The following is a 26,132-nucleotide window of genomic DNA, read 5'->3' as shown; positions in this document are numbered from 1 at the left end:
ACTCTTTTAATCATCAAAAGCGTCCAAGGGACGCAGTTAGTTGAAGGAGTACCTGATATGCGCAAGACCACCGCCCTCGTCTCCGGCGCCAGCATCGCGGGACCGGCCCTCGCCTACTGGCTGAACCGCTACGGCTTCGAGGTCACCGTCGTGGAGAAGGCGCCCGGCCTGCGGCCCGGCGGTCAGGCCGTCGACTTCACGGGTACGACCCACCTGACCGTGCTCGAGCGCATGGGCATCCTGGACGACATCGAGCGCCGCCAGACCGGCAAGACCGACTGGGTCCTGGTCGACGAATCCGGCGCCCGGCAGGGCGTGATCACCGGCGACTTCCTCGGCGGCGATATCGAGATCCTGCGCGGCGACCTGTCCGAGATCCTCTACAGCCGCACCGCGAGCGACTGCGAATATCTCTTCGGCGACACGATCACCGCGCTCACCGACACCGCGGACGGCGTGTATGTCGAGTTCCAGCACGCACCCGCCCGCTATTTCGACCTCGTGTTCGGCTGCGACGGCATCCACTCACGGGTGCGCAAGCTGGCCTTCGGCCCGGAATCGGACTACGTGAAGCACGAGGGCTACTACTACGCCCTCGCCGGCGGTTCGCACTGGGAAGGCACCCGGGAGGGCGCCCGGGAACGCGCGGAGACACTGGGCTGCAACACCCCCGGCCGGTTCGCCATGGCCGGTGGCCCGAAGGCGGCGCAGATGTACGTGTTCGCCTCGCCCGAACTCGACTTCGAGCGGGACGATTTCGACGCGCAACGCCGCATCGTGGCCGAGAAGTTCGCCGGTATGGGCTGGGAGGTGCCGCGCATGCTGGCCGAGCTGCCGCTGCTGGACGGCTTCTACCTGGACGCGCTCGCCAAGGTGTCGATGAAGCACTACACGAACGGCCGCGTCGCGCTGGTCGGTGATGCCGCATACGGCGGCACCCTGGCCGGATTCGGCACCGGCCTGGCCGTCGTCGGCGCGTACGTGCTGGCCGGTGAACTGGCCGCCGCGAACGGTGATCACACCGCGGCCTTCGCCCGGTACGAGGAGATCATGAAGCGCTACACCCGCAAGTCCGATGACGCGAGCCCGGGCCGTTTCATGGCCCCGAGGACTGCTCGTGGAATCAAGATGCGCAACTGGTTCCTGGGCTCACGCGCCTTCGGTCTGATGGTGAAGTACGCCGAGAACGCCAAGAACGATATCGATCTGATCGATTACCCGGAAATGGCCGGTGTGCGGTAATCCGCGAGATGACGGCCGGGACATGCATGCGTGGATATGGCGGCCACGGGCCGCCATATCCACGCATGTTCGTCAGAGAATCCCAAGGATCGTAAAGATCGTTCCGGCTGCGCCGGCGAGACCGAGGGCGGCGAGGAAACCCGCGAGTGCTAGCAACATTGTTCTTTCCTTTCGTGGAACATCCGCGTGTTGCGGACACTGGGTAAATCGCGGGCTACCAGTGATCCGTTTCACAGTCTGTTTCGAAAAGAAAAAATAGATTGCTGACCGGGAATCTGTCGGGTGTTTACTTCTTGGGGTCGTCGACTTTGGCCATGGACAGGACGTCCAGTCGGCGGTCGAGCTCCTCAACGGTCAGCTTGTCGCTGATCAGGCCCCGATCGATGACCGTCTGCCGGATCGTCTTCTTCTCCTTCAACGCCTGCTTGGCGACCGCGGCGGCCTCTTCGTAACCGATCGCGGAATTGAGTGGAGTCACAATCGACGGGGACGACTCGGCCAGATGCCGCAGGCGGTCCACATCGGCCACCAAACCGCTCACGCACCTATCCGCGAACAATCGGGAAACATTCGCGAGCAGCCGCACCGACTCCAGGACATTGCGCGCCATCACCGGAATGTAGACATTCAATTCGAAAGCGCCGTTACCGCCGCCCCACGCAATTGCCGCGTCATTTCCGATGACCTGCGCGGCCACCTGGGTAACCGCCTCCGGGAGAACGGGATTCACCTTGCCCGGCATGATGGAGGAACCGGGTTGCAAATCGGGCAGCTGGATTTCGGCGAGACCGGTCAGCGGGCCGGAACCCATCCAGCGAATATCATTGGCAATCTTGGTGAGACTGATAGCCACCGTGCGCAGCGCGCCGGACAACTCCACCAGCGCGTCCCGGGCGGCCTGCGCTTCGAAATGGTCACGCGCCTCGGACAATTCGTCCAGGCCGGTCGCTTTCACCAGTTCCGCAACGACTTTCGTACCGAAACCCGCCGGCGCGTTCAGGCCGGTGCCGACCGCGGTACCGCCGATGGCCAGCTCACCCACCCGCGGCAGCGTGGCCAGCAGCCGCTCGATACCGGCGGTGACCTGGCGGGTGTAGCCGCCGAACTCCTGTCCCAGCGTCACCGGCACCGCATCCATGAGATGCGTGCGGCCGGACTTCACCACGTACTTCCACTCGGTCGACTTGTCCAGCAGGGCCAAACGCAGATGATCGAGCGCCGGGACGAGATCCTTGACCACGGCCTCGGTGGCCGCGAGATGCGTTGCGGTGGGGAAGGTGTCGTTGGACGACTGCGACATGTTCACATCGTCATTGGGATGCACGGTGACCCCGTGCGCGGCGGCGATGCTCGCGATCACCTCGTTGGCGTTCATGTTCGAGCTGGTGCCGGAGCCGGTCTGGAACACATCGATGGGGAACTGGTCGTCGTGCGCGCCGGCGGCGATCTCCGCGGCGGCGGCGATGATGGCGGCGGCCTTGTCCTGGTCCAGCAGCCCCAGATCGCGGTTCACTTCGGCGCAGGCCGCCTTCAGCAGGCCGAGCGCGCGAATCTGGGCGCGCTCCAGGCCACGTCCGCTGATCGGGAAGTTCTCCACCGCGCGCTGCGTCTGCGCGCGCCACAGCGCGTCGACGGGGACGCGGACCTCACCCATGGTGTCGTGTTCGATGCGGTACTCGGTCATGAATCCGACCCTATGCCCGCACCGGGTGCCGTGGGGGTGCCACGCCTGAGGCAATCCGCACACTCGGCCGGGGAATAGCGGTGTGGCCGGGCAGTCTCCTCGACTACCCGGCCACACAAAGGTTTTCGCCGATCAGGGCAGCGGCGGGGTGGCGTGCTCGTCGCCGACGAAGTCCACCGACGCGTACTCGCGCAGTTTGGTGAGACGGTGGTAGGCGTCGATCATGCGGACGGTGCCGGACTTGGCGCGCATCACGATCGACTGGGTGTAGGCGCCGCCACCGTAGTAGCGCACGCCCTCGAGCAGATCGCCGTCGGTGACACCGGTGGCGCTGAAGAAGACGTCCTCACCGCCGACCAGGTCGGTGGTGGACAGGATGCGGTCCAGATCGTGGCCGGCGTCGATGGCCTTCTGCTTCTCGGCCTCGTCCTTGGGGGCCAGCCGGGCCTGCAGCGCGCCGCCCAGGCAGCGCATGGCCGCCGCGGCGATGATGCCCTCGGGGGTGCCGCCGATGCCGATGAGCACGTCCACACCGGATTCGGGGCGGGCGCAGGCGATGGCGCCGGCCACGTCACCGTCGGAGATGAGGCGGATGCGGGCGCCGGCCTCGCGCACCTCGTGGATGTGGCGCTCGTGGCGGGGGCGATCCAGGACGCAGACGGTGAGGTCGGAGACCGAGGAGTTCTTGGCCTTGGCGACGCGGCGTAGGTTCTCCGCGATCGGGGCGCCGAGGTCGATGACGTCGGCGGCGTCCGGGCCGACGGCGATCTTCTCCATGTAGAACACGGCCGACGGGTCGAACATGGCGCCGCGTTCGGCGACCGCCAGCACGGCGATCGCGCCGGGCGAGCCCTTGGCCATCAGGGTGGTGCCGTCGATCGGGTCGACGGCGAAGTCGAGTTCCGGGCCGGTGCCGTCGCCCACGAGCTCACCGTTGTAGAGCATGGGCGCCTCGTCCTTCTCGCCCTCGCCGATCACCACGATGCCGCGCATCGACACGGTCGCCACCAGCTGCCGCATCGCATCCACGGCCGCACCGTCGCCGCCTTCCTTGTCGCCGCGGCCGACCCAGCGGCCCGCGGCCATGGCGCCGGCCTCGGTCACCCGGACCAACTCCAGTGCGAGGTTGCGGTCCGGAGCCTCGCGGCGGCTGGTTGCGGGTGTGGGTGCCGTCATTACGGTGCCTCCTAGGTTGTCTACTGCTGCGTAAATTGTCGCATTGGCCCCGACGCCGCCGCGCAAGCACTTACGTTTCACTACCGTCCTGGACGCAGAACCTTGCAGGTTCGCGGCCCGGCTCGGTCTGGACTGACGTAGCGGGGGAGCGAACGGCTCCATAGACCTGCGCCTTGGAGGAGCGGAGGAGGGAAGACCGAGCTGGCAGGGCCGCGAACCGCCGGAGCGAAGCGGAGGCAATCAGACACGGCATACTGGGCGGGTGTCGTACCAAAAGCCGCGGACCCAGCACGACTACAAGGACCTCTTCTGGTCGCTGCTACCCCTGGTGCTGATCTGCCTCGTCATCGCGGGCATCGCCAGCCAGTGCACCTTCTCGGCGAAAGGCCCGACCCAGGGCCAGATTCCGAACTTCGACGCGAAAGCCGCGCTCTCCGACGACGCGCGCACGCTGTCGTTCCCGGTGCGCCTGCCCGCCCTGCCGGACACCGGACCCGACAAGTGGACCCCCAACTCGGGCAGCCACGACACCATCGTCGGCGCGGGCGGCGGCGCCGTCAGCACGGTCGGCTTCATCAGCCCGCAGGGCACCTACATGCAGCTGACCCAGACCAATGCCACCGAGGACGCGCTGGCCAAGAAGGTCATGGGCAACCAATACGCCAGCGGCACCGAGCAGGTCGGTGACCGCAAGTGGGTCGTCTACGGTGACCCGGGCAGCGAACCCGCGTGGATCACCGACTTCGGCGATGTCCGGGTGCTCATCAAGGGCGCCGGCAACCACGCAATCTTCACCACCCTCGCCACCGCCGTCGGCAACGCGCAGCCGCTGCCCAAGAAGGCGCAGCAGTAACCGCTACTTCTCCGCGGACCGATGGGAGAGCGCGTCCTCGACGCGCTTCCGGGCGCCGGCGAGATGCTCGTCACACCGGTTCGCGAGGGCTTCGCCGCGCTCCCAGAGGGCGAGTGAATCGTCGAGGTCCATGCCGCCCTGTTCGAGCATCTTGACCACATTGACGAGTTCGTCACGGGCGCGTTCGTAACCGAAGGCGGCGATTTCGGTGCGATCGTCGTCAGTCATTCGGGGTGGATTCCTTTCGGGGAGCACGGGATCGGGGCGCCGCGGATTGCGAGCCCAGGGCGGCGGCGCTGATGGCGCCATCGGCCACGCGGATGCGGAGCTGGGTGCCGGGCGGCGCGTCGTCGATGGCACGGACCACCTCGCGGTCCTTGCCGATCACCTTCTGCACCACCGCGTAACCGCGGGCCAGGGTCGCGGCGGGGCCGACGGCGGACAGCTTCTCCCGCAGATGCCGGGTGGCGGTGGATTCCGCGGTGAGGGCATGGTCGATGGCACGGCGGGCCGCGGTGCGCAGCCGCTCCACCTCGTCGTGCTTCTGCTCCAGCGTGCGCAACGGGTCGGCGAGGACCGGGCGCGAACGCAACTGCTCCAGGGCGCGGGATTCGCGCTCCACCCAGCCGCGCAGTGCGGCGGCGGCGCGGGCCCGGAGTTCCTGCAGCAGGGCCGCTTCGGCGGCGGCGTCGGGGACGATGCGCTTGGCGGCGTCGGTGGGGGTGGCGGCACGCAGGTCGGCCACATAGTCGGAGAGCGGATTGTCGGGCTCGTGGCCGATGGCGCTGACGATCGGGGTCTTGGCGGAAACGATTGCGCGGCAGAGGGTCTCGTCGGAGAACGGGAGCAGATCCTCGACACTGCCGCCGCCGCGCGCCAGCACGATGACATCCACCTCCGGATGCGCGTCGAGGGCGGTGAGCGCCTCCAGGATCTGCGGCACCGCGGTCGGGCCCTGCACGGCGGTATTGCGGATCTCGAACCGGACGGCGGGCCAGCGTTGCGTCGCGACCGTCACCACATCGTGCTCGGCGGCGCTGGCGCGGCCGGTGATGAGGCCGATCCGGTTGGGCAGGAACGGAATCGGGCGCTTCAGCCGCGGATCGAACAGGCCTTCGGCCGCCAGCAGCGCCTTCAGCCGTTCGATGCGGGCGAGCAGTTCACCGATGCCGACGGGGCGAATCTCGGTGACACGCAACGAGATCGTGCCGCGGCCGGTGAAGAAGGAGAGCTTGCCGTACACGATGACCCGGCTGCCCTCCTGTAAGGGCACCGCCGAATTGCGTAGCAGGTCCGGATCGCAGGTCACCGACAGCGACATATCGGCGGCCGTATCCCGCAGCACCAGAAAAGCGGTACGGGTACCGGGCCGCAGATTCATCTGGGTGATCTGCCCCTCGACCCACACCGCGCCGAGCCGATCGATCCACTGCGCCACCTTCACCGCGATACTGCGGACGGGCCAGGGATGCTCGGGGGAATTGTCGGGACGCGCAGCGCTGTTCTGCTCGCCGCTCCCTTGCTCGGTGCTCACCGCACCGATTGTGTCAATCCCGCCTCCCCGTGCCTTCAGCGGGCGGCCGCGAGCCGTGGCCCGTGTCGCATCCGTGCCGGCGGTTGAGAGCCGAAACAACTCTGGACGTACCCGGGGAGTTACCCGAATCGCTGCGAAATCAGTGGGCGACTTGGCATACGCCATGCGTGTGAAAGGTATGACGGGCGGGCGGATCGGTGCCCATCGATCCGCCCGCCCGCTCGGTGTTTACTACTTGGCCGTCACGGTCGCGATGCGGTTCGTCAGCATGGTGACGAACGGTGCGCGATCGAGGGTGCCCTGCTCGTATTCGAGGAGGGTGGCGAGATCGTCGACGCTCAGCTGACGCAGCCGGGCGCGCAGCTGGGCGATGGTCATATTCGAGTAGTCGAAGCGGGCCGCGACTTCCGGCTCGGTGACCCCGGCGCTGCTTTCCGCCGCCGCGGCACTGCCGTTGTGGCCGTTGGTGGCCGCCTTGGAAGTGGTTGCGGGGGCGGGGGTTTCGGCGGTCTCCGATTCGGCTGCCTCCTGCGCGGCCGAATCGGCGATCGGTTCGGGTTCGGCCGCAACCGGTTCGGCGACCGGTTCGACAACGGCCGGCGCCGGAGTTTCGGCTAACGGCTCTTCGGGAGTAAAGAGGTCGAAACGGCTATTGCGTACCGATTGCGGGGTGGCGCTGGGGGTTTGCTCGTCAACCTCGTCCTCGTCGAACGTGGCCCATTCGGGCTGTTCTTCGGGCTGGTTGATCAAACGGTCGAAAACAGCGTCACCTTTGAGTGCAAGGCTGGTCACGAACTGCTGCAGGTGCATCGTGGTCTGCAGCAGCTGGCTGACCGCGGTGATCGGGAAATTGATTGCGTTGGTCGGTAGCCGGCGAGTTTCCTCGAGGGCATAGACGGCAGCCCCGGCGGCGACCCGGGCCAGGAACGGAGGTCGGAACATGCCCCTAGCCTGCCCGAAATGCCGTGTGATGCAAAGGTGAGAGCTGTGTTTAATTTGCCTCCGCTTCGCTCCGGCTGGTTCGCGGCGCTGTAAGTCTCGGTCTTCCCTCCCTCCCTCCCTCCCTCCCTCCCTCCGCTCCTCCGCTTCGCTCCCCCGCTCCACTCAGTCCAGACCGAGACGCGCCGCGAACCATTAGGGAGGCCCAGTATTGTTGGGGTCATGTCTTCGGCTATCCCTTTGAACGTCGGAATCGTCCGGTCCGCGGCGGGTGCTGCCGACGCGCCGAAACGAGTACTGCTCGCCGAACCGCGCGGCTACTGCGCCGGCGTCGATCGCGCCGTGGAAACGGTGGAGAAGGCGCTCGAGAAGCACGGCGCCCCGATCTATGTGCGCAAGGAGATCGTGCACAACCGGCACGTGGTGGAGACACTGCGGGACCGCGGCGTGATCTTCGTGGACGAGACCAGCGAGGTGCCCGAGGGCGCGCTCGTGGTGTTCTCCGCGCACGGCGTCTCGCCGGCCGTGCACGAGGCCGCCGCCGAACGCAGCCTGCACACCATCGACGCCACCTGCCCACTGGTCACCAAGGTGCACCAGGAGGCCAAGCGCTTCGCCCGCGACGACTTCGACATCCTGCTCATCGGGCACGAGGGGCACGAGGAGGTCGAGGGCACCGCGGGTGAGGCCCCCGATCACGTGCAGCTGGTGGACGGCCCGGACGCGGTCGACACCGTCACCGTGCGCGACGAGAACAAGGTGATCTGGCTGTCGCAGACCACCCTCTCGGTCGACGAGACCATGGAGACGGTGAACCGGCTGCGGCAGAAGTTCCCGAAGCTGCAGGATCCGCCGAGCGACGACATCTGCTACGCCACCTCCAACCGCCAGACCGCGGTGAAAGCCATGGCGCCCGAATGCGATCTGGTGATCGTGGTCGGCTCCCGCAACTCCTCCAACTCGGTCCGCCTGGTCGAGGTGGCGCTGGGCGCGGGCGCCAAGGCCGCGTACCTGATCGACTACGCCCGGGAACTGGATCCGGCCTGGCTGGAGGGCGCGCGCACGATCGGCGTCACCTCGGGCGCCTCGGTGCCGGAGATTCTGGTCCAGGGCGTGCTGGAACTGCTGGGCGAGCACGGTTTCGGCGATGTGCTGCCGGTGACCACCGCCAACGAGACCCTGGTCTTCTCGCTGCCGCGCGAATTGCGCGCCGCGCGCGCCTGATTCACGAGACGAACGCTTCCGGCCGGAAGCGCGACTGCGCCCCTTGCGGAATTCGCAAGGGGCGCAGGTTGTTTCGGGGCGGGTAATGGTGGCGGGCTGGTCGTCCGGCGCGGTCCGTAGCGCGGCGGAAAGACCGGGTCGCGGCGCGTTTGCCGCCGAGGCAGGCCGTCAGCGCTCGATGCGGCCCGAATCGCGTTCGCGGTAGCGGACATTCGGGCGGGGGTGCGGGGGCAGGTCGCCGGCGGCTTGGGCGCGCCGGCGGCGGCCACCCTCGGCGGGCGGATTGCGGTCGGCCGACGCGCGCCCGGGTAGTGGGGGGTCCGGGTTCTCGGGCTTGCGGCGGCGGCCGCCCTCGGCGGGCGGGGTGGCGCCGCGACCGGGGACCGGGCCGTCGTTGTCCGGCTTGCGGCGGCGGCCGCCTTCCTGCGGCACGCTGCCCGGGTAGCCGGGGACGGTCCCGGCGGCATTGTCCGGGCGGCGGCGCCGGCCGCCTTCGCTGGGGGCGGCCCGGCCGATGGGCTGGGAGTCGGTGTTCTCCGCGCGGCGGCGGCCACCCTCGACGGCCGGATTGGCCCGGCTGATCGGCTGCGAGTCGGCGCTGTCCGGCCGGCGGCGGCGTCCGCCCTCGGCGGGCGGGGTGGCGACGCGGTTGAGCGGCTGGGACTCGGCGCTGTCGGGCCGGCGGCGACGGCCGCCCTCGGCGGCGGGCGGGGTGCGGTCGGCACCGGGCTGCCGGACGGCGGCCGACTGACCGGTACGGGCGCCCTGGCGGCTGTTCGCGCCCACGCGGGGCGGACCGGCGGCGGTCCGGCCGGCGGGGCGGCGGCCGCGGGTGGTCTCGGTGTCCGGGGTGCTGTCGTTCTCGTCGGCGGCGCCGGCGCGGAAGCGTCGTCTGGCCGGATCCTTGGGATCGGCGGAACGGGTGCGGGCGCCGCGGGCGGTGCTGCCGGGCCGGGTGCTGCGGGTGCGCGGTTTACGGGTCTCCGCGCCGGCGCCGCGGGTGCGGCGGTCCAGCAGGATGCGCACGGCGCCGATGACCAGGATCAGCACGGTGGCCAGCGCCATGGTGGGGAAATGCTTCACCAGGGGAACGGCCAGATCCAGCACGATGTCTTTGATCTTCATGCTGGACGAGGCGCCCGGCATGATCCGCTGGCACACCGGTACCGCGACGAAAAGTAGTAGCGGCGGCAACACCATCGTGGTGAACAACGCCCGGTACCGGACCACGAGCACGGCCAGCACGCAGCCCGCCACATACCCCGCCGAGAAGGTCCCGTGCAGCTCGTTACCGCTGTGACTATCGAGCAGGAAACCGCCGAAGGTGCATGTCACAGCGATCAGGACGGCGGCCCAGCCAGGTACTCCGGGAACCGTCGGCACGATCGAACGGTGCGACGGCGGCACCTCGTCTCGCTCGCGTTGGGTAACTGCCACGTCAAGCACACTAAGGCATATCGCTGTTTCACGAGGCAGGCGACATCATCGTGGTATGCGGAATCGCATCAACTCGTTTGCCGCATGACTTCGGGAGCGGGGTCCCGCCAACCGTCCGGAGACGTGTCCAGGAGTGCGATATTCAGGTGTTCCGGTCTGTTATCACCCCATCTGGTCGGTGTCTGTGAAGCCGACCGCACGCGGCCAGGATTCGACGCGGCGGACATCGGGGACGGGTTGGTCGGCGATCTCCAGTTCGTGGAGCTTGCGCGCGGTCACCAGTACACGGGATTCCACCGAGGCGACCGTGTGGTTGAAGGCGTCCACCGCCTTGCCGAGCTGCGCGCCCAGCCGGTCGAAGTGTCGGGCCGTGGTGCCGAGGCGGGTGTAGAGCTCCCGGCCCAGCTGCTGGATCACCGCCATGTCGGCCGACAGTGCCTCCTGCCGCCAGCCGAGCGCGATGGTGCGGAGCAGGGCTACCAGGGTGGTGGGGGTCGCGAGGATGACATTGCGGCCGAAGGCGTACTCGAGCAGCGCCGCATCGGTCGTGAGGGCCGCGTCCAGGAACGGATCGCCGGGGACGAACAGCACCACGAATTCGGGGGAGGAGTCGAAGGCGGCCCAATACTCCTTGGCGGACAGCTGATCGATGTGGTTGCGCAGGTGCCGGGCGTGGCGGGAGAGGTGGCCGTCGCGTTCGCGCGGATCCTCGGTGGCCGCGGCATCCAGGTAGGCGGTGCAGGGCACCTTGGCGTCGACCACGATCTGGCGGCCGCCGGACAGCCGCACCACCATGTCCGGGCGCACCACGGTGTCGCCGCGGCGGGTGACCTGGGTGTCGAAATCGCAGTGCTTGGCCATGCCCGCCAGTTCGACCACGCGCTCCAGCTGGATCTCGCCCCAGCGGCCGCGCACCTGCGGCGCGCGCAGGGCGGCCACCAGATGGCCGGTCTGCGTGGACAACTGGTGCGACATGCGCTGCATGCCCGCAACCTGTTCGCGCAGGCCGGAATACGCGTTGATGCGATTGTGCTCGACCTCCCGGATGTGGCGGTCCAGGGAGCCGACCGCCTCGCGCAGCGGTTCCACCAGGGTGCCGATGGCATGCGACTGCCGGCGCGCCGCATCCTCGCTGGCCGCGCCCAGCGACTGCCGTAACAACCGCTCGTTGTCCCGCAGGGCCGCCAGCCGGGCCTCCGCCACCGCCGCGCGCTGACCCGCCCGCGCGGCATGGCCCAGCCAGCCCAGGGCGAGGCCCGAAACGAACACCAAAAGCAGCGCGAACAGCATCGGTGCGGTCATGGCGCCGATAGTGCCCTACCCCACCGACAAAGCAATGCAATTCCGCCTCCCCGCGACTTTTGCGGCCGGCCGCGAGTCGTGGACCGTCCTGCATCCGTGCCGGTGGTCGGGTGCCGAACCGATTTTGGGCGTGCCCGGGGAGTTACCCCGACCGTTGCGAAATCAGTTCGCGCCTCGGCATTCGCCGGACACTTGTCGGCAGCAGCGAACCGTCTGCGATACACCGGCGGGTTTCGGGCGACGCGCCAGGGTATGGCGCGGCTTGTCGGAGGGATCGCCTAGCGTTCTGCGGCATGCGGATCCTGCACACCTCCGACTGGCATATCGGCCGCACCTTTCATGGCGTCGATCTGCTGGCCGATCAGGAGTGTTCGCTCGCGGCCATTGCGGAACTGGTGGCGGCCGAGCGGGTCGATGTGGTGGTGCTGCCCGGGGATGTGTATGACCGGTCCATTCCGAGCGCGGATGCGATCGCGGTGTGCAATAGGGGTTTCGAGGCGATCCGCGCGGCCGGAGCGACCATTGTGGCCACTTCCGGGAATCATGATTCGCCGACCCGGCTGGGGGCGCTGGGTAGTTTCGCGGCGGCGGGCGGGTTGCATCTGCGCTGCCGGATCGGCGATGTGGCACGGCCGGTGATCGTGCCGGACGTGCACGGTGAGGTGGCTTTCTACGGCATTCCGTATCTGGAGCCGGAGATCACGCGCGCCGAACTGGGTGTGCCACAGGCGCGTTCGCATGCGGAGATCCTGGACGCGGCCATGAGGCTGGTGCGGGCCGAGCTGGCGGGGCGGCCGGGCGCGCGATCGGTGGTGCTGGCGCACGCGTTCGTGGTGGGTGGTGAGGCGACCGGTTCGGAGCGGTCGATTTCCGTGGGCGGGGTGGAGACGGTGCCGCTGTGGGCTTTCGACGGCATCGATTATGTGGCGTTGGGGCATTTGCATTCGCCGCAAACTTTGTCCGATTCGGTGCGTTATTCCGGTTCGCCGCTGCCGTATTCGTTCGGTGAGCGTTCGCATCGCAAAGCGGTGTGGATAGTCGAGCTGGATTCTTCGGGTCTCGCGGCGGTCGAACGGCGTGAACTTCCCGTGGTGCGCGGGCTCAGTCAGCTGACCGGAACCCTCGAAGACCTGCTCACCGAGGCCGTCCACGCCGAAGCCGAATCCGATTACGTATCGGTGATTCTGACCGATACCACGCGCCCGGTCGACGCGCTACGCAAACTTCGCGACCGATTCCCGCACGCCGTTCATGTGGAATGGGCGCGGCCCGAGGGCAATCCGGAATTGCGCTATCGCGAGCGTGTGCAGGGTCGCCGCGATACCGAGATCGCGCAGAGCTTTCTCACCGATGTCCGCGGCGCGCCCAGTTCGGCCGAAATGACCTGGCTCGAACGCGCGCTCTCCGCCGCCGTGCGCGAAAAGGACGGTCCGGTGCGCGTTCCGGTGGAGACCGGGGCCGGCGAGGACAGCACCGAGCTATCCGCGTGACGGGACAGGGTGCCCGGCGGGCTATGTCGGCGTGTCGTCAGCGGGCCGGGGCGACGGCGGTTGTTGGATGGGTGTCGGTGGATGAGGAACGGGGTGACGGGTGCGGCTGCATCGATTGGAACTGAGCGCATTCGGTCCGTTCGCCGAGACCGCGGTGGTGGATTTCGACGAGCTCGGGGCTGATGGGTTGTTCCTGCTGCACGGGCAGACGGGCGCGGGTAAGACGACAGTGCTGGACGCCATCGCGTTCGCGCTGTACGGCAGCGTGCCGGGGGCCCGCGGCGAGAGCAAGCGGCTGCATTCGGATCACGCCGATGAGCAGACGCCGCCGCGCGTGGTCCTCGAGGCCACCATCGGTGGCCGCCGGTTGCGACTGACGCGGTCGCCGGAGTTCCAGCGGCCCAGTAAGCGGGCGAAAACCGGTTGGGTGAAGGAGAACGCGGCCGCCACGCTGGAATGGCTGGACGGGCGCGGGCAGCATCTGTCCCGGATTCCCGATATCGGGGACGAGGTGATCCGCCTGCTGGGCATGAGCGCCGACCAGTTCTTCCAGGTCGTGCTGCTTCCGCAGGGCGACTTCGCACGCTTCCTGCGCGCCGACAACGAGGAACGCGAGAAGCTGCTCGAAAAGCTCTTCGACACCGAACGATTCGGCACCGCCGAGCAATGGCTCATCGACAAGCGCCGCGCCGCCGGCGCCGACCTCGACTCCCGTAAACAGAGCATCGACCGCCTGATCGCCCAGGTCGGCGTCGCCGCCGGCCTGCCCGCCACCGAGACCGCGGGCCCCCTCGAATCCGTCGACTGGTCCCAGCGCCTCCTCACCGGCGCCCGCACCGCCGTCACCGCGACCGCCGCCGAACGCGAACAGCAGCAAAAGGATTCGGCCACCGTCCGCGCCGCCGCCGAACACCAACGCCGCCTCCACGACCTGCACCGCCGCCGCACAACCGCCCGCACCCAACTCGACGACTACGCCGCCGCCACCCCCCACCGCACCACCCGCCAAGCCGAACTGGACCTGGCCCGCCGCGCCGAACCGGTGGCCGCCGCCCTCACCGAGGCCCGCACCGCCGCCGTCACCCTCCGCCGCCGCACCGACGAAGCCACCCGCGCCGCCGAACAACTCGCCGACCAACTCCTCCACCCCGCAAGCGCCGAACTCCCCGGAACCCATTGGGCCGCCCACGACCTCGCCGCGGAAGAACTCTCCGGCACGGACCTGGGCGCCGACCTCGCGACCATCGAGCCGCCGGACCCGGCAGCCGACGACGGCGATCGGACCGCGGCGACTGCGAGTGCAACCGGTGCGGACGGAAGTAATCCCGTCGTGGGCACGTCGGCCGCGGGTCGCGGAGGCGGGAATCGGCACGAGGGTGAGGCTTCGGCTGCACGCGGACTCGAGGCCGCGGTGCAGCGCTGGAGTGCACAGATCGGGGCCTTGGATGAGGTGCGGGCGGATGCGGAGTCGGCGACACGGTTGACGGGGGAGTTGGGTCGGCTGCGGGAGGAGCAGCGGAAGTTGTCGGGGCGGGCGGCCGCACTCGGCAAGCGGCGGGGGGAGTTGCCGGAAGCCATTGCCGGGGTGGAGGTTCGGTTGCGTGGGGCCGCGGACGCGGCGGCGGGGCTGCCGGGTATCGAAGCCGAGCGGGGGCGGTTGCAGGCGGCTGCGGCTGCGGCTGTGGAGTTGGAGCAGCAGCGGAAGAAGCTGGTGCAGGCCAATTCCGCGTTCGAGGCGGCTCGGGTGGCGCATTTGGATGCGCGGGAGCACACGCTGACGTTGCGTGCGCAGCGACTGGCGGGGATGGCGGCGGAGCTGGCGGGTGCGCTGGTGGATGGGCAGCCGTGCGCTGTTTGCGGATCGGCGGAGCATCCTGAGCCTGCGCGGCCGGCGGGGCAGGCGGTGTCCCGGGATGCCGAGGAAGCGGCGCTGGCGGCCGAGCGGAAGGCCGAGGCCGCGCGGGAGCAGCGGGGGCTGCTCGTGACCGAGCTGGAGCGGGCGGTCGAGGTGCTGGTGGAGCGGGGCGGTGACGCTGACATCGCGGAATTGGCTGCGGCGCTGGATGCTTCGACCACGCGGTTCCAGGAGGCAAGCCGGTTGGCCGGGCAGGTCGACGGCCTCACCACCGAACTGGATCGGCTGCGTGGGGAAGACACCCGTTTGCAGGACGAGCTGCGCGACAGTGAAAGCCGCAGCAGCGCAACCATGGAACGCATTGTCGCCACCGATCGCCGTCTGGCCGAGCTCACCGAACGGCTCCGCGCCGCCGCGGGCGCGGACGGCACCGTGGACCGCCGCCGGGCCCGGCTGGCGGAGCTGGTGGACGGCGCCACCGCTGTCCGCACCGCCCGGGCCGAGGCGATCGGCGCGCGTGAACAGGTGGCGGTTTCGGCCGTCCGAGTCGAGAAGCTTTCCTACGAGGCCGGTTTGGTGGAATCCGCCGCACCGGTGATGGGCCCCGCCGGTCCCGATTACACCGTGCTCGCCGAGTACGCCCGCGCGGTCGACGCTGCCTCCCGCACCCCGCAGCAGCAGGCCGATATCGAGGCCGAGCTGGTCGCCGCGGACCGCGCTCGCGCCCACGCCGAAGCGGTGCTGGCGGAACCCGAGATCCGGGCCATCGCCGACAGCGAACCCGGCGATCTGCGGGAGTCGGAAGCCGCTGTGGCGCAGGCGGAAGCGACGCTGAACCGCGCCGTGGCCGCACATGCCGAGGCGGCCCGCCGGGTCGAGCAGCTCGAGGAGCTGTGTTCGCAACTCTGGGCGGCAGTGGACCGCATCGCCCCGGTACAGCGTGCCTACGAGGAGCTGGCGGGCCTCGCCGACGTGGTCTCCGGCCGCGGCGAGAACAACCGCCGCATGTCCCTCCGCTCGTACGTCCTGGCCGCCCGTCTGGAGGAGGTGGCGCTGGCCGGTTCGGTGCGCCTGCGCCGCATGTCCGGTGGCCGTTACGAATTCGTTCACACCGACGCCGCCGGCCCACGCGGTCGCCGCGGCGGCCTGGGCCTGGACATTCGAGACGACTACACCGGCGCCATCCGCCCTGCCAAGACCCTCTCCGGCGGCGAAACCTTCATGGCCTCACTGGCCCTGGCCCTCGGCCTGGCCGACGTGGTCGCGGCCGAATCCGGCGGCCTGGTCCTCGACACCCTCTTCATCGACGAGGGCTTCGGCAGCCTGGACGCCGACACCCTCGACGCCGTAATGGGCGTCCTCGACGAACTCCGTTCCGGTGGCCGCGTAGTAGGCGTGGTCAGCCACGTAGACGAAATGCGCCAGCGAATCCCCAGCCGCCTCCACGTCATCCGCGGCCGCACCGGCTCCCACCTCGAAACCTCCCTCAGCGCCTGAGAACCCGAGACTCGGCCCGTGGCTTACCGCCGGGCCGACCGGTGCTGCACTTGGGTCATGGCGCCGGTCCGACCGGTTCTAGGGACTCGGGAGCGGATAGCTCGGCGGCCGGGGCCCGCAGCTCAGCGGGGGCCGAAGCGGACTTCGGCGCGGGCGCGGGCTTTGGCGGCTTCGGCTTCGCGGTCTTTCGGGGGTGCGGTGGTGGTGAGGCCGGCCAGGAGGCGGGTGGTGGCGGCGGCTACTTCGGCGACGGCTTGGTCGAAGATGGCCTCGTTGGCTTGGGAGGGTTTGGTGGATCCGCTGATTTTGCGGACGTATTGCAGGGCCGCGGCTTGTACCTCGTCCTCGGTGGCCGGCGGCTCGAAGTTGTGCAGGGTGTGGATGTTGCGGCACATGCTGCCGAGAGTACGCCGGGGCACCGACGGTATTCGGCTCCCGCCGGGGTGTGGATCCGGCGGGAGGCGGGGGATGTGTGCTGGTCAGGAGGCTTCGTGGTCGAGGAGCCAGCGTTTGATGGGGAGGCCGTAGCGGAAGCCGCCGAGGGTGCCGTCGGTGCGGATGATGCGGTGGCAGGGGACGAACAGGGCCGCCGCATTGCGGGCGCAGGCATTGGCGGCGGCGCGGGTGGCGGCGGGGCGGCCGCTCACGGTGGCGAAGTCGGTGTAGGTGACGGGTTCGCCGGCGGGGATCTTGCGGAGCACTTCCCAGGCGTGCACCAGGAAGGGCCCGGACTGCTGGCGGACGGTGACCGCGTCGATGGCCGTCAGGTCGCCGGCGTGATAGGCCTCGACGGCCTTGCTGATCGCTCCGAGGTCGCCGCGTTCGCGCAGGGTGGCGGGCCGCAGGGTCGGGTGGATGAGTTGGCGGAGGTAGTCGGCGTCGGCGACCCAGCCGGAGGCGAGGACGGCCCCGTCGGCGTCGACGAGGGCGGTGAACGGTCCGGCCGGGGTGGTGACGGTGCTGAAATCTGCGGTGCCGGTGCGGGTTTCGGTGGTCACGGGCTTGTCCTTGCTTTCCGGGCGCCGGGGGCGCCCTCGGGGACGGAGGCGGGGTTGGCCAGTGCGTGCTTCCACAGGTGCATGGTCAGGTAGGAGCGCCAGGGCGACCAGCGGGCGGTGTCGGCGAGGTCCACGCCGAGCAGTGCCGCACCCCGGCGCACGATCAGGTCGGTGTGCAGCAGGATGTCCGGATCGGCGAGCAGTCGCATGGTGACGTAGTCGGCGGTCCACGGACCGACCCCGTCCAGAGCGAGTAGATCGCGCCGCAGTTCGGCGGCGGTCCGGCCGGAGTGCAGTACGAGTTCGCCGCTGGCCAGCGCCCGCGCCGCGCCCACGATGGCGTCGATCCGTTTCGCCGGCCCGGTGAGCACCTCTGCCCCGTGCTCGGCAATGGCAGCCGGGGTGGGGAACAGGTACGGAATGGGCCCGGTGATGGATTCGCCGAGCGCCTGCACCAGCCGCGCGGTGTGGGTATTGGCGGCGGCCACGGAGATCTGCTGTCCGATCATGGTGCGCAGCAACAGTTCCGGCCCGTCGAGGCACCCGGGCACCCGGATGCCACCGGCGAGCTGGATCCCATTGCGGTAGATGCCCTGCCCGATGACAGCGAGTTCCCCGGTGGCGGAACGGCTTTCCGTACCGGCGAGTCCGTTGGCTCCGGAGAATCCGTTGCCGGTCGCGGCGATTCCATTGCGCAGTGCCGCGGGCAGCCCATTGCCCGGCACCAGGCCGTGCGGCGCCGACATGGCGGCGGCCAGCGCTTCGTCGATGCCGATGGGATCGGCGTCGAGGTCGAGGAAGTGCCGCAACCGCGCGACGGTCGGCGCGAGGTCGCGCATGTCCTGCAGCGCGAGGGTGGCGCGGACATGCCCGGGCTGGACGGAGAGCCGGACGGTGGTGTGCCCGTGCGGAGTGCGCAGACTCCGCGTGTAGCTGTCGTGCTCCCACAGTTCCAGTCCGGGCACGGTATGCGCGGACAGGAACCATTCCAGCCAGGAGCGGTCGAGCGGTTCCCGATAGGGCAGTCGCAGCGTGAGCAGCCCGTTCGTGGCGGGCAGGGTATCGCCGTTGCGGCGCCGGGATTCGTCGCGGAGGGTGGTCGGGCTGACCGCGAAGACCTCGCGCACGGTGTCGTTGAATTGGCGGATGCTGGCGAACCCGGCCGCGAAGGCGATGTCCGACATGGGCAGTCGCGTGGTCTGGATGAGCAGCCGGGCGGTGTGTGCCCGGTGGGCGCGGGCGAGGGAGAGCGGGCCCGCGCCGAGTTCGCTGGTCAGTACGCGGGTCAGCTGGCGCTGGGAGTAGCCGAGGGCGTCGGCGAGGGCGGGGACGCCGCCGCGTTCGATGACGCCGTCGGCGATCAGCCGCATGGCGCGGGAGGCGAGGTCGGCGCGGGTGTTCCAGAGGGGCGACCCGGGGGCCGCGTCGGGCAGGCAGCGGCGGCAGGCGCGGAATCCGCACTGCTGGGCCGCTGCCGCGGTGGGCAGGAAGGTGACGTTGGCTCGTTTCGGGGTGATGGCGGGACACGAAGGGCGGCAATAGATTCCAGTGGTGCGCACCGCGGTCACGAATTGCCCGTCGAACCGGGCATCCCGGGTTGCCACGGCGCGGTAGCAACGCTCGAAATCCAGATCGTTCGAACTCACGGACTCCACAATCGCAGCCGCCGGGCTCTCGTGCTAGCGGGAATCTGCCATCAATGTTCGCGGGAAACGGTCATGCTGCCATTCAGCAGCATCTATTGGCCGGATTCTTCGCCGCGGCGGCATGCCGTTCCCGCCAATATTCGCGTTCGGAGGGAATGTGCGAGCCGGGGTGCCGCCGGCGCAGGTGCTCGACGTAGCGCCGGTAGTCGTTGCCGCCGAGGATCGAGTTGAACCACCAGATCACGGCGCGGAGGGCGCGGAAAAGGGTGCGCCCCGCCGACCGCAGGTCTGCGGTCGGCGGGGCGTGCTGGTCGGACATCAGTGCGCGGTCACTCGGGCGCCGGGTGCGCGGACCTTGCCCTCGGCAATGAGTTCATCCCATTGCTGCTGCACTTCCCGTTCCGCCTTGGAGGCGAGGAAGCCGTTGGGCGCGAAGATCTTCGACGGTTCGTCGGGTGTCTCGCTGGTGGGTTCGCCGCCGTTGCGCAGGGCGCGGACGCAGACCCAGAGGCCGACGGCCGCCACGATCAGCACGAGTACCGCGAACACGATGGAGAGTGTGCCCTGGACCGCGGTATTGAAGACGATCTTGTCCATATCGTGCATGTTCTTGGCGGGCGCGATCACCTTGCCGGCGTCGCGCGCGGTGACGTAGATGTCGTGCGACTTCCAGTATCCGATGTTCTTGTCCTGCGAGAAGATCTTCTGCCAGGACGCCGTCATGGTGACTATGAGGTCCCACAGCAACGGGATCAAGGGAATCCAGGCCCACTTCACCAGGCCCTTCTTCACCAGGATCACCAGCACCACGGTCAGTGCGACCGCGGCCAGCAACTGGTTGGAGATACCGAACAGCGGATACAGCGTGTAGATGCCGCCGAGCGGATCGGTGACGCCCATGAGCAGCACCGAACCCCAGGCCGCGACCACGATCGCCGAGCACACGATGACGCCCGGCCACCACGACGGGTCCTTGAACTTCTTGGCCGGGCCGCCCAGGTTGCCGAGCGAATCGGAGAGCATGAACCGCGCGACACGGGTGCCCGCGTCGATGGTGGTGAGGATGAACAACGCCTCGAACATGATCGCGAAGTGGTACCAGAACGCCTTCAGTGCGGTGCCGCCGATGAACTTGTGCATGATCTCGGCCATGCCGATCGCCAGCGTGGGCGCGCCGCCCGCTCGCGAGTAGATCTGGGTCTCGCCCACATCGTGCGCCTGCTGGTTCAGGTAGTTCGCGTCGATCGGGGTGCCGCCCAGGCCCAGGTGGTTCACCTTGTCGGCCGCGGCGCCGGCGCTGGTGAGCCCGCCGGTATTGATGGCGAAGTACAGGTGCTGGTCCAGGATCGACGCCGCGATGATGGCCATGACCGCCACGAACGACTCCATGAGCATGCCGCCGTAGCCGATCATCCTTGCCTGCGACTGCTTTTCGAGCAGTTTCGGCGTGGTGCCGGAGGAGACCAGCGCGTGGAATCCGGACAGCGCGCCGCAGGCGATGGTGATGAACAGGAACGGGAACAGGCTGCCCGCGAAGGCGGGACCGTTCGAGTTGCCCGCGAACTGCGAGACGGCGGGCGCCTTCAGCACCGGCATGGTGATCACGACGCCCAGTGCCAGCAGCACGATGGTGCCGATCTTCATGAAGGTGGAGAGGTAGTCGCGCGGCGCGAGCAGCAGCCACACCGGCAGCACCGAGGCGATGAAACCGTAGATGATCAGCAGCCAGGCGATATTGGTGCCGGACAGCGTGAACCAGTCCTTGCCCCAGGCCGATCCGGCCACCCAGTTGCCGGAGATGATGGCCAGCAGCAGCAGTGCGAACCCGACGATGGACACCTCGCCGACCTTGCCCGGTCGCACGAAGCGCAGGTACAGGCCCATGAGCAGGGCGATCGGGATGGTCATGGAGATGGAGAAGACACCCCACGGGCTGCCGCCCTGGAGTACGCCGGTCTTCGGATTCGGTGTCGCCGCAAGCGCGTTCACGACGATGATGCCGAGCACCGCGAGCAGGATCATCATGATGACCAGCACCGCGATGATGGCCGCGATGCCGCCGACCACGCCGAGTTCCTCACGGGCCATCTGCCCGAGCGAGCGGCCGCGGCGTTTCACCGAGGCCCACAGCACCAGGTAGTCCTGCACCGCGCCCGCGAGCACGACGCCGACGATGATCCAGATGGTGCCGGGCAGGTAGCCCATCTGCGCGGCGAGGACGGGTCCGACCAGCGGGCCCGCGCCGGCGATGGCGGCGAAGTGGTGACCGAACAGGACCCGGCGGTCCATCGGCATGTAGTCCTTGCCGTTCTCCAGCGCCTCGGCCGGAGTGGCGACGTCGTCGCGCGGCTTGGTGATCTTGTATTCGATGATCCGTGCGTAGAACTGATACGCCAGCACGTAGGTGCAGAGTGCGGCGATGACGATCCACACCGCGTTCACGTTCTCACCGCGCATGAACGCGAGGATCGCCCACGCTACGGCGCCGAGGACGGCGATGACGAGGAAGATGCCCTTCTTCGCGGGACTCAGTGGCGTCCGGTCCACGATGCCTACCGGGGGTAGGTCGGGGTCCGTCCGGAGATATTCGATGGTCGCCATGCGGCAGGTCTCCCGTGCGGTACTGCGGGTTTTACTTTGGATTGAACGTAGCGGAAGTCACATGGGTTGGAACGGCTTTGCCTGGTCCTTCACCGATGTGTCATCGCGCGGCCGGCGGGTACGGGTGGCCCGGAGGGAGTTGCGCCGGTCGGCTGGGGTGGGTGCCGCCCGGTGGTGGCAGCGCCGCGACTTCGCGTGTTTTCCGTGTGTCGCAGGTTGCTCCCCGTATGCTGCCATGCTGGTCGGAGATCTGCGTCACGGTGCCCTCATAAGTTCGTTTAGTTCACGGAGATATATCTTCCGGGCGCGCTCCCCTATATCGGCCCCGCTCAGCCTGCCGCGACCAGAGGAGAAGCGATGCGCACCGGCTTCGATCGGCGTACTCTGCTGCGCTCCGCGGCGGCGGCGAGTCTGCTGGCGGCCGGCGGGTGTACCGGCAGCGACGATGACGCCGTCACCTTCTTCTTCCAGGCCCGGCCGGAGGAGGCGCGGGCGCGACTGCGCATCATCGACGAATTCCGCAGGCGGCGACCGGATATCAAGATCCGCACCATCCTGTCCGGGCCGGACCCGCTGCAGCAGATGCTCACCTACTGCGCGGGCGGCAAATGCCCGGACGTGATGATGGCGTGGGAACTGCTGTACGCCGGGCTCGCGGATCGCGGTGTCCTGGTGGATCTGCGGGACTTCCTCGGCCGCGAACCCGGCTACGACGCCGAGCTGCGCGAGGACGGGTACGCGACGCTGCGCGAGACCTTCCAATGGGACGGCGGGCAGTTCGCGCTGCCCGAGCAATGGTCGGGCGTCTTCCTGTACTACAACCGGAAACTGTTCGACCAGGCCGGAATCCGGCCCCCCGATACGTGGGCGTCGGCGTGGACGTTCGCCGAATTCCTGGCCGCCGCGCAGGCGCTCACCCACCGTGGCAGTGATGGGCGGATCCGGCAGTGGGGGTTCTGCGACGCCTGGGTGCCGTATTTCTCCGCCGCATGTTTCGGCATGAACAATGGTGCGGAATGGTTCAGCCCGCCGGTGCGGCCGACCCGCACCAATCTCGGTGATCCGCGGTTCGCGGAGGGATTGCAGTTCTACGCCGATCTCGCCGTGCGGCATCGGGTGGCGCCCAATGTCGGTAATCAGCAATCGGTTTCGGCGCAGGACCTGTTCCGCAGTGGGCGGGCCGCCATGCTCATGGGCGGGCACTGGCTGTACTCGGAATTCACCGGGCTCGACGATCTGGACTTCGATGTGACCGTGCTGCCGGTGGGGCCGCACGGTGGACCGGGATCGATCACTGATGTGGGTAGTACGGGATTGGCGATCGCGGCACACAGTCCGCGGCGCGAACAGGCCTGGGAATTCGTGAAATTCGCCACCGGGCCGGAGGGGCAGGCCATCATCGCGGCGTCCGGGCTGTTCGTGCCGGTGCTCGAATCCGCCATGCAGTCACCGGGTTTCGCGGCGGCGCATCGGAATATCCGCAATCTGGAAGTCTTCACCGAAGGGCCCGCGAACTCGCGTCAGATGGCCGTCACGCCGGTCTGGGGGAAGGTCGAGTCGTTGCTCGAACGTGGCTGTAACCGGGTGCTTCGTGGTGCGGCACAGGCGGATTCGCTGGGCGGGGTGACCGCCCGCGATATCGATGCGCTGCTCCGGGCGGCGGTATGAACTGGGCGGGGTCGGCGCTGGCGCGACGGCGGGCGCGGGACGGGATGGGGTTCGTCGCGCCGAATGTGGCGGCGGTGGCGGTGTTCATGCTGTTCCCGCTGGGGTTCTCGCTGTACCTGAGTTTTCATTCGTGGGACCTGTTCAGTCCGCCGCGGTTCGTGGGGGTGCAGAACTATCGGCGGCTGGTGGCGGATGATCCACTGTTCTATATCGCCTTGCGCAACAGTGCGGTGTTCACGGTGCTGACCTTGGTGCCGACGGTGGTGATCAGCCTGCTGGTGGCGGGGTTGCTGAACCGGAAGCTGGCGGGGATGGCGGTTTTCCGGGTGGTGGTGTTCCTGCCGCTGGTGGCGTCGACGGTGGCCATGGCGGTGGTGTTCCGGTTCCTGCTCGCCGGGGATGACGGGCTGGTCAATGTGGTGCTGGGGTGGGCGGGGATCGGACCGGTGCCGTGGCTGACCGATCCGGATTGGGCGCTGGTGTCCCTGAGCCTGGTGACGGTGTGGAAGAGCGTGCCGTTCGCCACCGTGATCCTGCTGGCCGCCATGCAAGGAGTGCCCGAGAATCTGTACGAGGCGGCGAAAATCGATGGGGCCGGGGCCTTCCGGCGGTTCCGGTCGATCACGGTGCCGCTGATCCGGGGAGCGTTGTCGTTCGTCTTCGTCATCACGATCATCAACTCGGTGCAGGCCTTCGACCAGGCGTACGCGCTGACCGGCAGTAGCGGTGGGCCGGAGACCGGCACCTATGTGCTGGGAATCATGATGTTCCAGAACGCTTTCCGGTTCTACGAGGTCGGGTATGCGTCGGCGCTGGCCTGGGTGATCTTCGCGATTCTCCTGCTGCTCACGCTGGTGCAGTTGCGGTTCTCGCGGCGGGCGGAGGCGGAGCTGTGAGGCGGGGGAGTGCCTGGCGTCGCCTGGCGAGCGGGCTCGGTGTCTACCTGGCCTTGATCGCCGTGGCCTGGTGTGCGCTGACGCCGATCCTGTGGGCGGTGTCGGCCTCGCTGAAAACCGATGGCACCATCACGGATCTCGCGCCGCTGCCCGCGCATCCGCAATGGTCGAACTACCGTGCGGCCTTCGACCTCATCCCCCTCGGTCGTATGCTGCTCAATACGTTCGTATACGCGGCCTGCGTGACGGCAGGCCAGGTCTTCTTCTGCTCCCTGGCCGGATATGCGTTCGCGCGCTTACGTTTTCCGGGTCGCGAGGCCCTGTTCCTCGGTTACCTCGCGACCCTGATGGTCCCGCTCACCGTGACGGTGATTCCGCAGTTCCTGCTCATGCGAGCCTTCGGCTGGATGGACACCCCGTGGGCCATGATCGTCCCCGGCCTGTTCGGCAGCGCCTTCGGCACCTACCTCATGCGCCAGTTCTTCGCCACGCTCCCAGCGGAATTGGAGGAGGCGGCCATCCTCGACGGCTGTACCTCATGGCAGATCTACTGGCGAATCCTGCTGCCCCACACGCGCCCCGCCCTGATGGTGCTGGCCGTCCTCACCTGGATCACCGTGTGGAACGACTTCCTCTGGCCCCTGATCATGATCCAGCGCAACGAATACGCCACCGCCACCCTGGGCCTCGTCCGCCTACAAGGCCAGTACAACACCAACTGGCCCCTCCTCATGGCCACCTCGGTAATCCTCCTCCTGCCCCTCCTGCTGCTCTACGCGGTGGCCCAGCGCGCCTTCGTCCGAGGAATCGCCATGTCCGGCCTCGGCGGCCGCTGAGAGCCGCCGTGGGGTTCTCCAGCCTGATACTCTGGATATCCAACTCAGATGTCCCGGATATCCAGAGGAGTCGTGCAATGGCTGGATCGAAGACCCCGATCGAGATCGACGAGGAAGCGCTAGCTATCGCCGCGGAGGTTCTCGGCACCAAAACCAAGAAGGATACGGTCAACGCCGCGTTGCGGGAGGTCGGTCAGCGCCTGGTCCGTATCCGCGCTCTGGCCCGGCTCGGCGAAATGGCGGATCGTGGCGACTTCGATGAATTCGTCGGAAATAAGGCGGCCTACCGGCAGTGACTCCAGCCCTCTATCTCATCGACACATCCGGCCTCTTCCGGATCTTGCAGGACAAGCACCGGCAGTCGTGGATGGATCGGTTGACCGCTGGTGTCATCGCAACCTGCCCGGTAGTGGAACTCGAATTCCTGTACTCCGCCAGATCATTGGCCGACCGGCTCGAGAAGCAACGCCTGCTCCGAGACCTCTTCGGCTGGGTCCCCATGCCCGATCAAGCCTACGAGCAAGCCGAGACGATCCAGCAACTGCTCACCGAACACGGAATGCACCGATCCGCCGGCCCGGTCGACCTGCTCATTGCCGCCACCGCATCCCACCACCGCCTTACGGTGCTCTGCGACGATCGAGACTTCCAGACCGTCGCACGTGTCACCGGTCAACCGGTCGTCTTCGTCACCGACCCATGCCCCTGACGTCGTCTTCACCTCCCGAATCGGCCTGGACAGCCTCACCATCGGCTCCCTCGCCGACCGCCTCTCCATGAGCAAAGCCGGCGTCCTAGGCCCCTTCGGCTCCCGCGAAAACCTCCAGCAAGCCGCCCTCGAACAAGCAAGCCACATCTTCCGCACCGCCGTCCTGACCCCCCTTGCAGACCTCCCACCCGGCCCCCTCCGCCTCTCCCACCTCATAGACGCCTGGATCGCCTACCTCTCCGACTGCCCCTTCCCCGGCGGCTGCTTCGTAACCTCCACCTCCACCGAATTCGACGGCCGCCCCGGCCCCATCCGAGACCACCTCCGCGCCCCAGTCCTCTCCTGGCGCACCCTCCTGACCGCCGAAATCACCGCCGCCCAAACGGAATCCCCCACCCCCCACCGCCCCCCGACGAGATCGCCACCACCCTCATAGGCATCTCCATGTCCATCAACCAGGAAATCCAACTCCTCAACGACGCCTCCGCCCCCCAACGCGGCCGCTCCGCAATGCGCCACGCAGCCGGTCTGCCCTGATCATCGGC

The 26,132-nt window shown here is 68.3% G+C and carries 23 protein-coding genes; 11 read left to right on the top strand and 12 right to left on the bottom strand.

Annotated elements, in window-relative coordinates; translation table 11 throughout:
- Positions 1–57 precede the first annotated feature (57 nt).
- Positions 58–1,242, top strand: a complete 1,185-nt coding sequence (locus tag ACH438_RS01415; RefSeq protein WP_396999914.1) for an FAD-dependent monooxygenase — start codon at positions 58–60, stop codon at positions 1,240–1,242.
- 286 nt (positions 1,243–1,528) lie between these two features.
- Here the strand turns inward: ACH438_RS01415 and ACH438_RS01410 are convergent, their stop codons facing one another.
- Positions 1,529–2,926, bottom strand: coding sequence for a class II fumarate hydratase (locus tag ACH438_RS01410; protein WP_396999912.1), 1,398 nt, complete (start codon positions 2,924–2,926; stop codon positions 1,529–1,531).
- A gap of 132 nt (positions 2,927–3,058) precedes the next feature.
- Positions 3,059–4,102 (bottom strand): class II fructose-bisphosphatase, encoded by a 1,044-nt coding sequence (glpX, locus tag ACH438_RS01405; RefSeq protein WP_396999910.1) that lies wholly within the window; start codon positions 4,100–4,102, stop codon positions 3,059–3,061.
- 262 nt (positions 4,103–4,364) lie between these two features.
- Here glpX and ACH438_RS01400 point away from each other — a divergent pair, with 262 nt between their 5' ends.
- Complete coding sequence (locus tag ACH438_RS01400; protein WP_396999908.1) at positions 4,365–4,955, top strand: DUF4245 domain-containing protein; 591 nt, start codon at positions 4,365–4,367, stop codon at positions 4,953–4,955.
- 3 nt (positions 4,956–4,958) lie between these two features.
- Here the strand turns inward: ACH438_RS01400 and ACH438_RS01395 are convergent, their stop codons facing one another.
- The 3 genes from ACH438_RS01395 to ACH438_RS01385 all read right to left on the bottom strand — a co-directional run bounded on the left by ACH438_RS01395 (position 4,959) and on the right by ACH438_RS01385 (position 7,431).
- Positions 4,959–5,183 (bottom strand): exodeoxyribonuclease VII small subunit, encoded by a 225-nt coding sequence (locus ACH438_RS01395; RefSeq protein ID WP_396999906.1) that lies wholly within the window; start codon positions 5,181–5,183, stop codon positions 4,959–4,961.
- Positions 5,176–6,489: an exodeoxyribonuclease VII large subunit gene (gene xseA / locus ACH438_RS01390; RefSeq protein WP_396999904.1), complete on the bottom strand. Its 1,314-nt coding sequence runs from the start codon at positions 6,487–6,489 to the stop codon at positions 5,176–5,178. The genes ACH438_RS01395 and xseA overlap by 8 nt, the downstream gene beginning before the upstream one ends.
- Before the next feature lie 231 nt (positions 6,490–6,720).
- Positions 6,721–7,431, bottom strand: coding sequence for a lipid droplet-associated protein (locus ACH438_RS01385; RefSeq protein ID WP_396999902.1), 711 nt, complete (start codon positions 7,429–7,431; stop codon positions 6,721–6,723).
- A gap of 219 nt (positions 7,432–7,650) precedes the next feature.
- Here ACH438_RS01385 and ACH438_RS01380 point away from each other — a divergent pair, with 219 nt between their 5' ends.
- Complete coding sequence (locus ACH438_RS01380) at positions 7,651–8,652, top strand: 4-hydroxy-3-methylbut-2-enyl diphosphate reductase (RefSeq protein ID WP_396999900.1); 1,002 nt, start codon at positions 7,651–7,653, stop codon at positions 8,650–8,652.
- A 168-nt stretch (positions 8,653–8,820) separates the two neighbouring features.
- Here ACH438_RS01380 and ACH438_RS01375 read toward each other — a convergent pair whose 3' ends face one another.
- A complete protein-coding gene (locus ACH438_RS01375) occupies positions 8,821–10,089 on the bottom strand; it encodes a DUF6542 domain-containing protein (protein ID WP_396999898.1) in 1,269 nt (422 codons plus the stop codon).
- 162 nt (positions 10,090–10,251) lie between these two features.
- On the bottom strand, positions 10,252–11,391 hold the full coding sequence (locus ACH438_RS01370; protein ID WP_396999896.1) for a DNA recombination protein RmuC: 1,140 nt from the start codon (positions 11,389–11,391) through the stop codon (positions 10,252–10,254).
- Between the two features lie 293 nt (positions 11,392–11,684).
- Here ACH438_RS01370 and ACH438_RS01365 point away from each other — a divergent pair, with 293 nt between their 5' ends.
- Both ACH438_RS01365 and ACH438_RS01360 read left to right on the top strand, forming a co-directional pair.
- Complete coding sequence (locus ACH438_RS01365; protein WP_396999894.1) at positions 11,685–12,881, top strand: exonuclease SbcCD subunit D; 1,197 nt, start codon at positions 11,685–11,687, stop codon at positions 12,879–12,881.
- Positions 12,882–12,981: 100 nt separating this feature from the next.
- Positions 12,982–16,233, top strand: a complete 3,252-nt coding sequence (locus ACH438_RS01360) for an AAA family ATPase (protein WP_396999892.1) — start codon at positions 12,982–12,984, stop codon at positions 16,231–16,233.
- 122 nt (positions 16,234–16,355) lie between these two features.
- Here ACH438_RS01360 and ACH438_RS01355 read toward each other — a convergent pair whose 3' ends face one another.
- The 5 genes from ACH438_RS01355 to ACH438_RS01335 all read right to left on the bottom strand — a co-directional run bounded on the left by ACH438_RS01355 (position 16,356) and on the right by ACH438_RS01335 (position 21,478).
- A complete protein-coding gene (locus ACH438_RS01355; RefSeq protein ID WP_396999890.1) occupies positions 16,356–16,628 on the bottom strand; it encodes a DUF2277 domain-containing protein in 273 nt (90 codons plus the stop codon).
- Positions 16,629–16,712: 84 nt separating this feature from the next.
- Entirely contained in the window at positions 16,713–17,231 is a 519-nt protein-coding gene (locus tag ACH438_RS01350; RefSeq protein WP_396999888.1) for a methylated-DNA--[protein]-cysteine S-methyltransferase, read from the bottom strand.
- Positions 17,228–18,886 carry a DNA-3-methyladenine glycosylase 2 family protein gene (locus tag ACH438_RS01345; protein ID WP_396999886.1) on the bottom strand — a complete coding sequence of 553 codons (1,659 nt, stop codon included), beginning with the start codon at positions 18,884–18,886 and terminating at the stop codon, positions 17,228–17,230. The genes ACH438_RS01350 and ACH438_RS01345 overlap by 4 nt, the downstream gene beginning before the upstream one ends.
- A 73-nt stretch (positions 18,887–18,959) precedes the next feature.
- Complete coding sequence (locus tag ACH438_RS01340; protein ID WP_397000711.1) at positions 18,960–19,163, bottom strand: YbdD/YjiX family protein; 204 nt, start codon at positions 19,161–19,163, stop codon at positions 18,960–18,962.
- Between the two features lie 32 nt (positions 19,164–19,195).
- Positions 19,196–21,478, bottom strand: a complete 2,283-nt coding sequence (locus ACH438_RS01335; RefSeq protein WP_396999884.1) for a carbon starvation CstA family protein — start codon at positions 21,476–21,478, stop codon at positions 19,196–19,198.
- A 357-nt stretch (positions 21,479–21,835) separates the two neighbouring features.
- Between ACH438_RS01335 and ACH438_RS01330 the strand changes: the two genes are divergently transcribed.
- From ACH438_RS01330 to ACH438_RS01305, 6 genes are all read left to right on the top strand, one after another.
- Positions 21,836–23,146: an ABC transporter substrate-binding protein gene (locus tag ACH438_RS01330; protein ID WP_396999882.1), complete on the top strand. Its 1,311-nt coding sequence runs from the start codon at positions 21,836–21,838 to the stop codon at positions 23,144–23,146.
- On the top strand, positions 23,143–24,042 hold the full coding sequence (locus ACH438_RS01325) for a carbohydrate ABC transporter permease (RefSeq protein ID WP_396999879.1): 900 nt from the start codon (positions 23,143–23,145) through the stop codon (positions 24,040–24,042). Before ACH438_RS01330 ends, ACH438_RS01325 begins: the two co-directional genes overlap by 4 nt.
- Positions 24,039–24,878 carry a carbohydrate ABC transporter permease gene (locus tag ACH438_RS01320; protein WP_396999877.1) on the top strand — a complete coding sequence of 280 codons (840 nt, stop codon included), beginning with the start codon at positions 24,039–24,041 and terminating at the stop codon, positions 24,876–24,878. Before ACH438_RS01325 ends, ACH438_RS01320 begins: the two co-directional genes overlap by 4 nt.
- Positions 24,879–24,955: 77 nt before the next feature.
- The gene (locus tag ACH438_RS01315) at positions 24,956–25,174 is read left to right on the top strand and encodes a type II toxin-antitoxin system VapB family antitoxin (RefSeq protein ID WP_396999875.1); all 219 of its coding nucleotides are present in this window, start codon (positions 24,956–24,958) and stop codon (positions 25,172–25,174) included.
- Positions 25,171–25,587: a PIN domain nuclease gene (locus ACH438_RS01310; protein WP_396999873.1), complete on the top strand. Its 417-nt coding sequence runs from the start codon at positions 25,171–25,173 to the stop codon at positions 25,585–25,587. The genes ACH438_RS01315 and ACH438_RS01310 overlap by 4 nt, the downstream gene beginning before the upstream one ends.
- A complete protein-coding gene (locus tag ACH438_RS01305) occupies positions 25,541–26,023 on the top strand; it encodes a TetR/AcrR family transcriptional regulator (RefSeq protein ID WP_396999871.1) in 483 nt (160 codons plus the stop codon). Before ACH438_RS01310 ends, ACH438_RS01305 begins: the two co-directional genes overlap by 47 nt.
- Positions 26,024–26,132 lie beyond the last annotated feature (109 nt).

The organism is Nocardia sp. NPDC020380, from assembly GCF_044386975.1.
Lineage (GTDB): Bacteria > Actinomycetota > Actinomycetes > Mycobacteriales > Mycobacteriaceae > Nocardia.
This window is presented reverse-complemented; position numbering and strand designations above follow the sequence as displayed.

Coding starts and splice junctions, on each gene's coding strand:
- ACH438_RS01325 (WP_396999879.1), top strand. CDS start 23,143: ATGAACTGGGCGGGGTCGGCGCTGGCGCGACGGCGGGCGCGGGACGGG.
- ACH438_RS01370 (WP_396999896.1), bottom strand. CDS start 11,391: ATGACCGCACCGATGCTGTTCGCGCTGCTTTTGGTGTTCGTTTCGGGC.
- ACH438_RS01380 (WP_396999900.1), top strand. CDS start 7,651: ATGTCTTCGGCTATCCCTTTGAACGTCGGAATCGTCCGGTCCGCGGCG.
- ACH438_RS01415 (WP_396999914.1), top strand. CDS start 58: ATGCGCAAGACCACCGCCCTCGTCTCCGGCGCCAGCATCGCGGGACCG.
- ACH438_RS01315 (WP_396999875.1), top strand. CDS start 24,956: ATGGCTGGATCGAAGACCCCGATCGAGATCGACGAGGAAGCGCTAGCT.
- ACH438_RS01365 (WP_396999894.1), top strand. CDS start 11,685: ATGCGGATCCTGCACACCTCCGACTGGCATATCGGCCGCACCTTTCAT.
- ACH438_RS01335 (WP_396999884.1), bottom strand. CDS start 21,478: ATGGCGACCATCGAATATCTCCGGACGGACCCCGACCTACCCCCGGTA.
- ACH438_RS01395 (WP_396999906.1), bottom strand. CDS start 5,183: ATGACTGACGACGATCGCACCGAAATCGCCGCCTTCGGTTACGAACGC.
- ACH438_RS01385 (WP_396999902.1), bottom strand. CDS start 7,431: ATGTTCCGACCTCCGTTCCTGGCCCGGGTCGCCGCCGGGGCTGCCGTC.
- ACH438_RS01410 (WP_396999912.1), bottom strand. CDS start 2,926: ATGACCGAGTACCGCATCGAACACGACACCATGGGTGAGGTCCGCGTC.
- ACH438_RS01330 (WP_396999882.1), top strand. CDS start 21,836: ATGCGCACCGGCTTCGATCGGCGTACTCTGCTGCGCTCCGCGGCGGCG.
- glpX (WP_396999910.1), bottom strand. CDS start 4,102: ATGACGGCACCCACACCCGCAACCAGCCGCCGCGAGGCTCCGGACCGC.
- ACH438_RS01355 (WP_396999890.1), bottom strand. CDS start 16,628: ATGTGCCGCAACATCCACACCCTGCACAACTTCGAGCCGCCGGCCACC.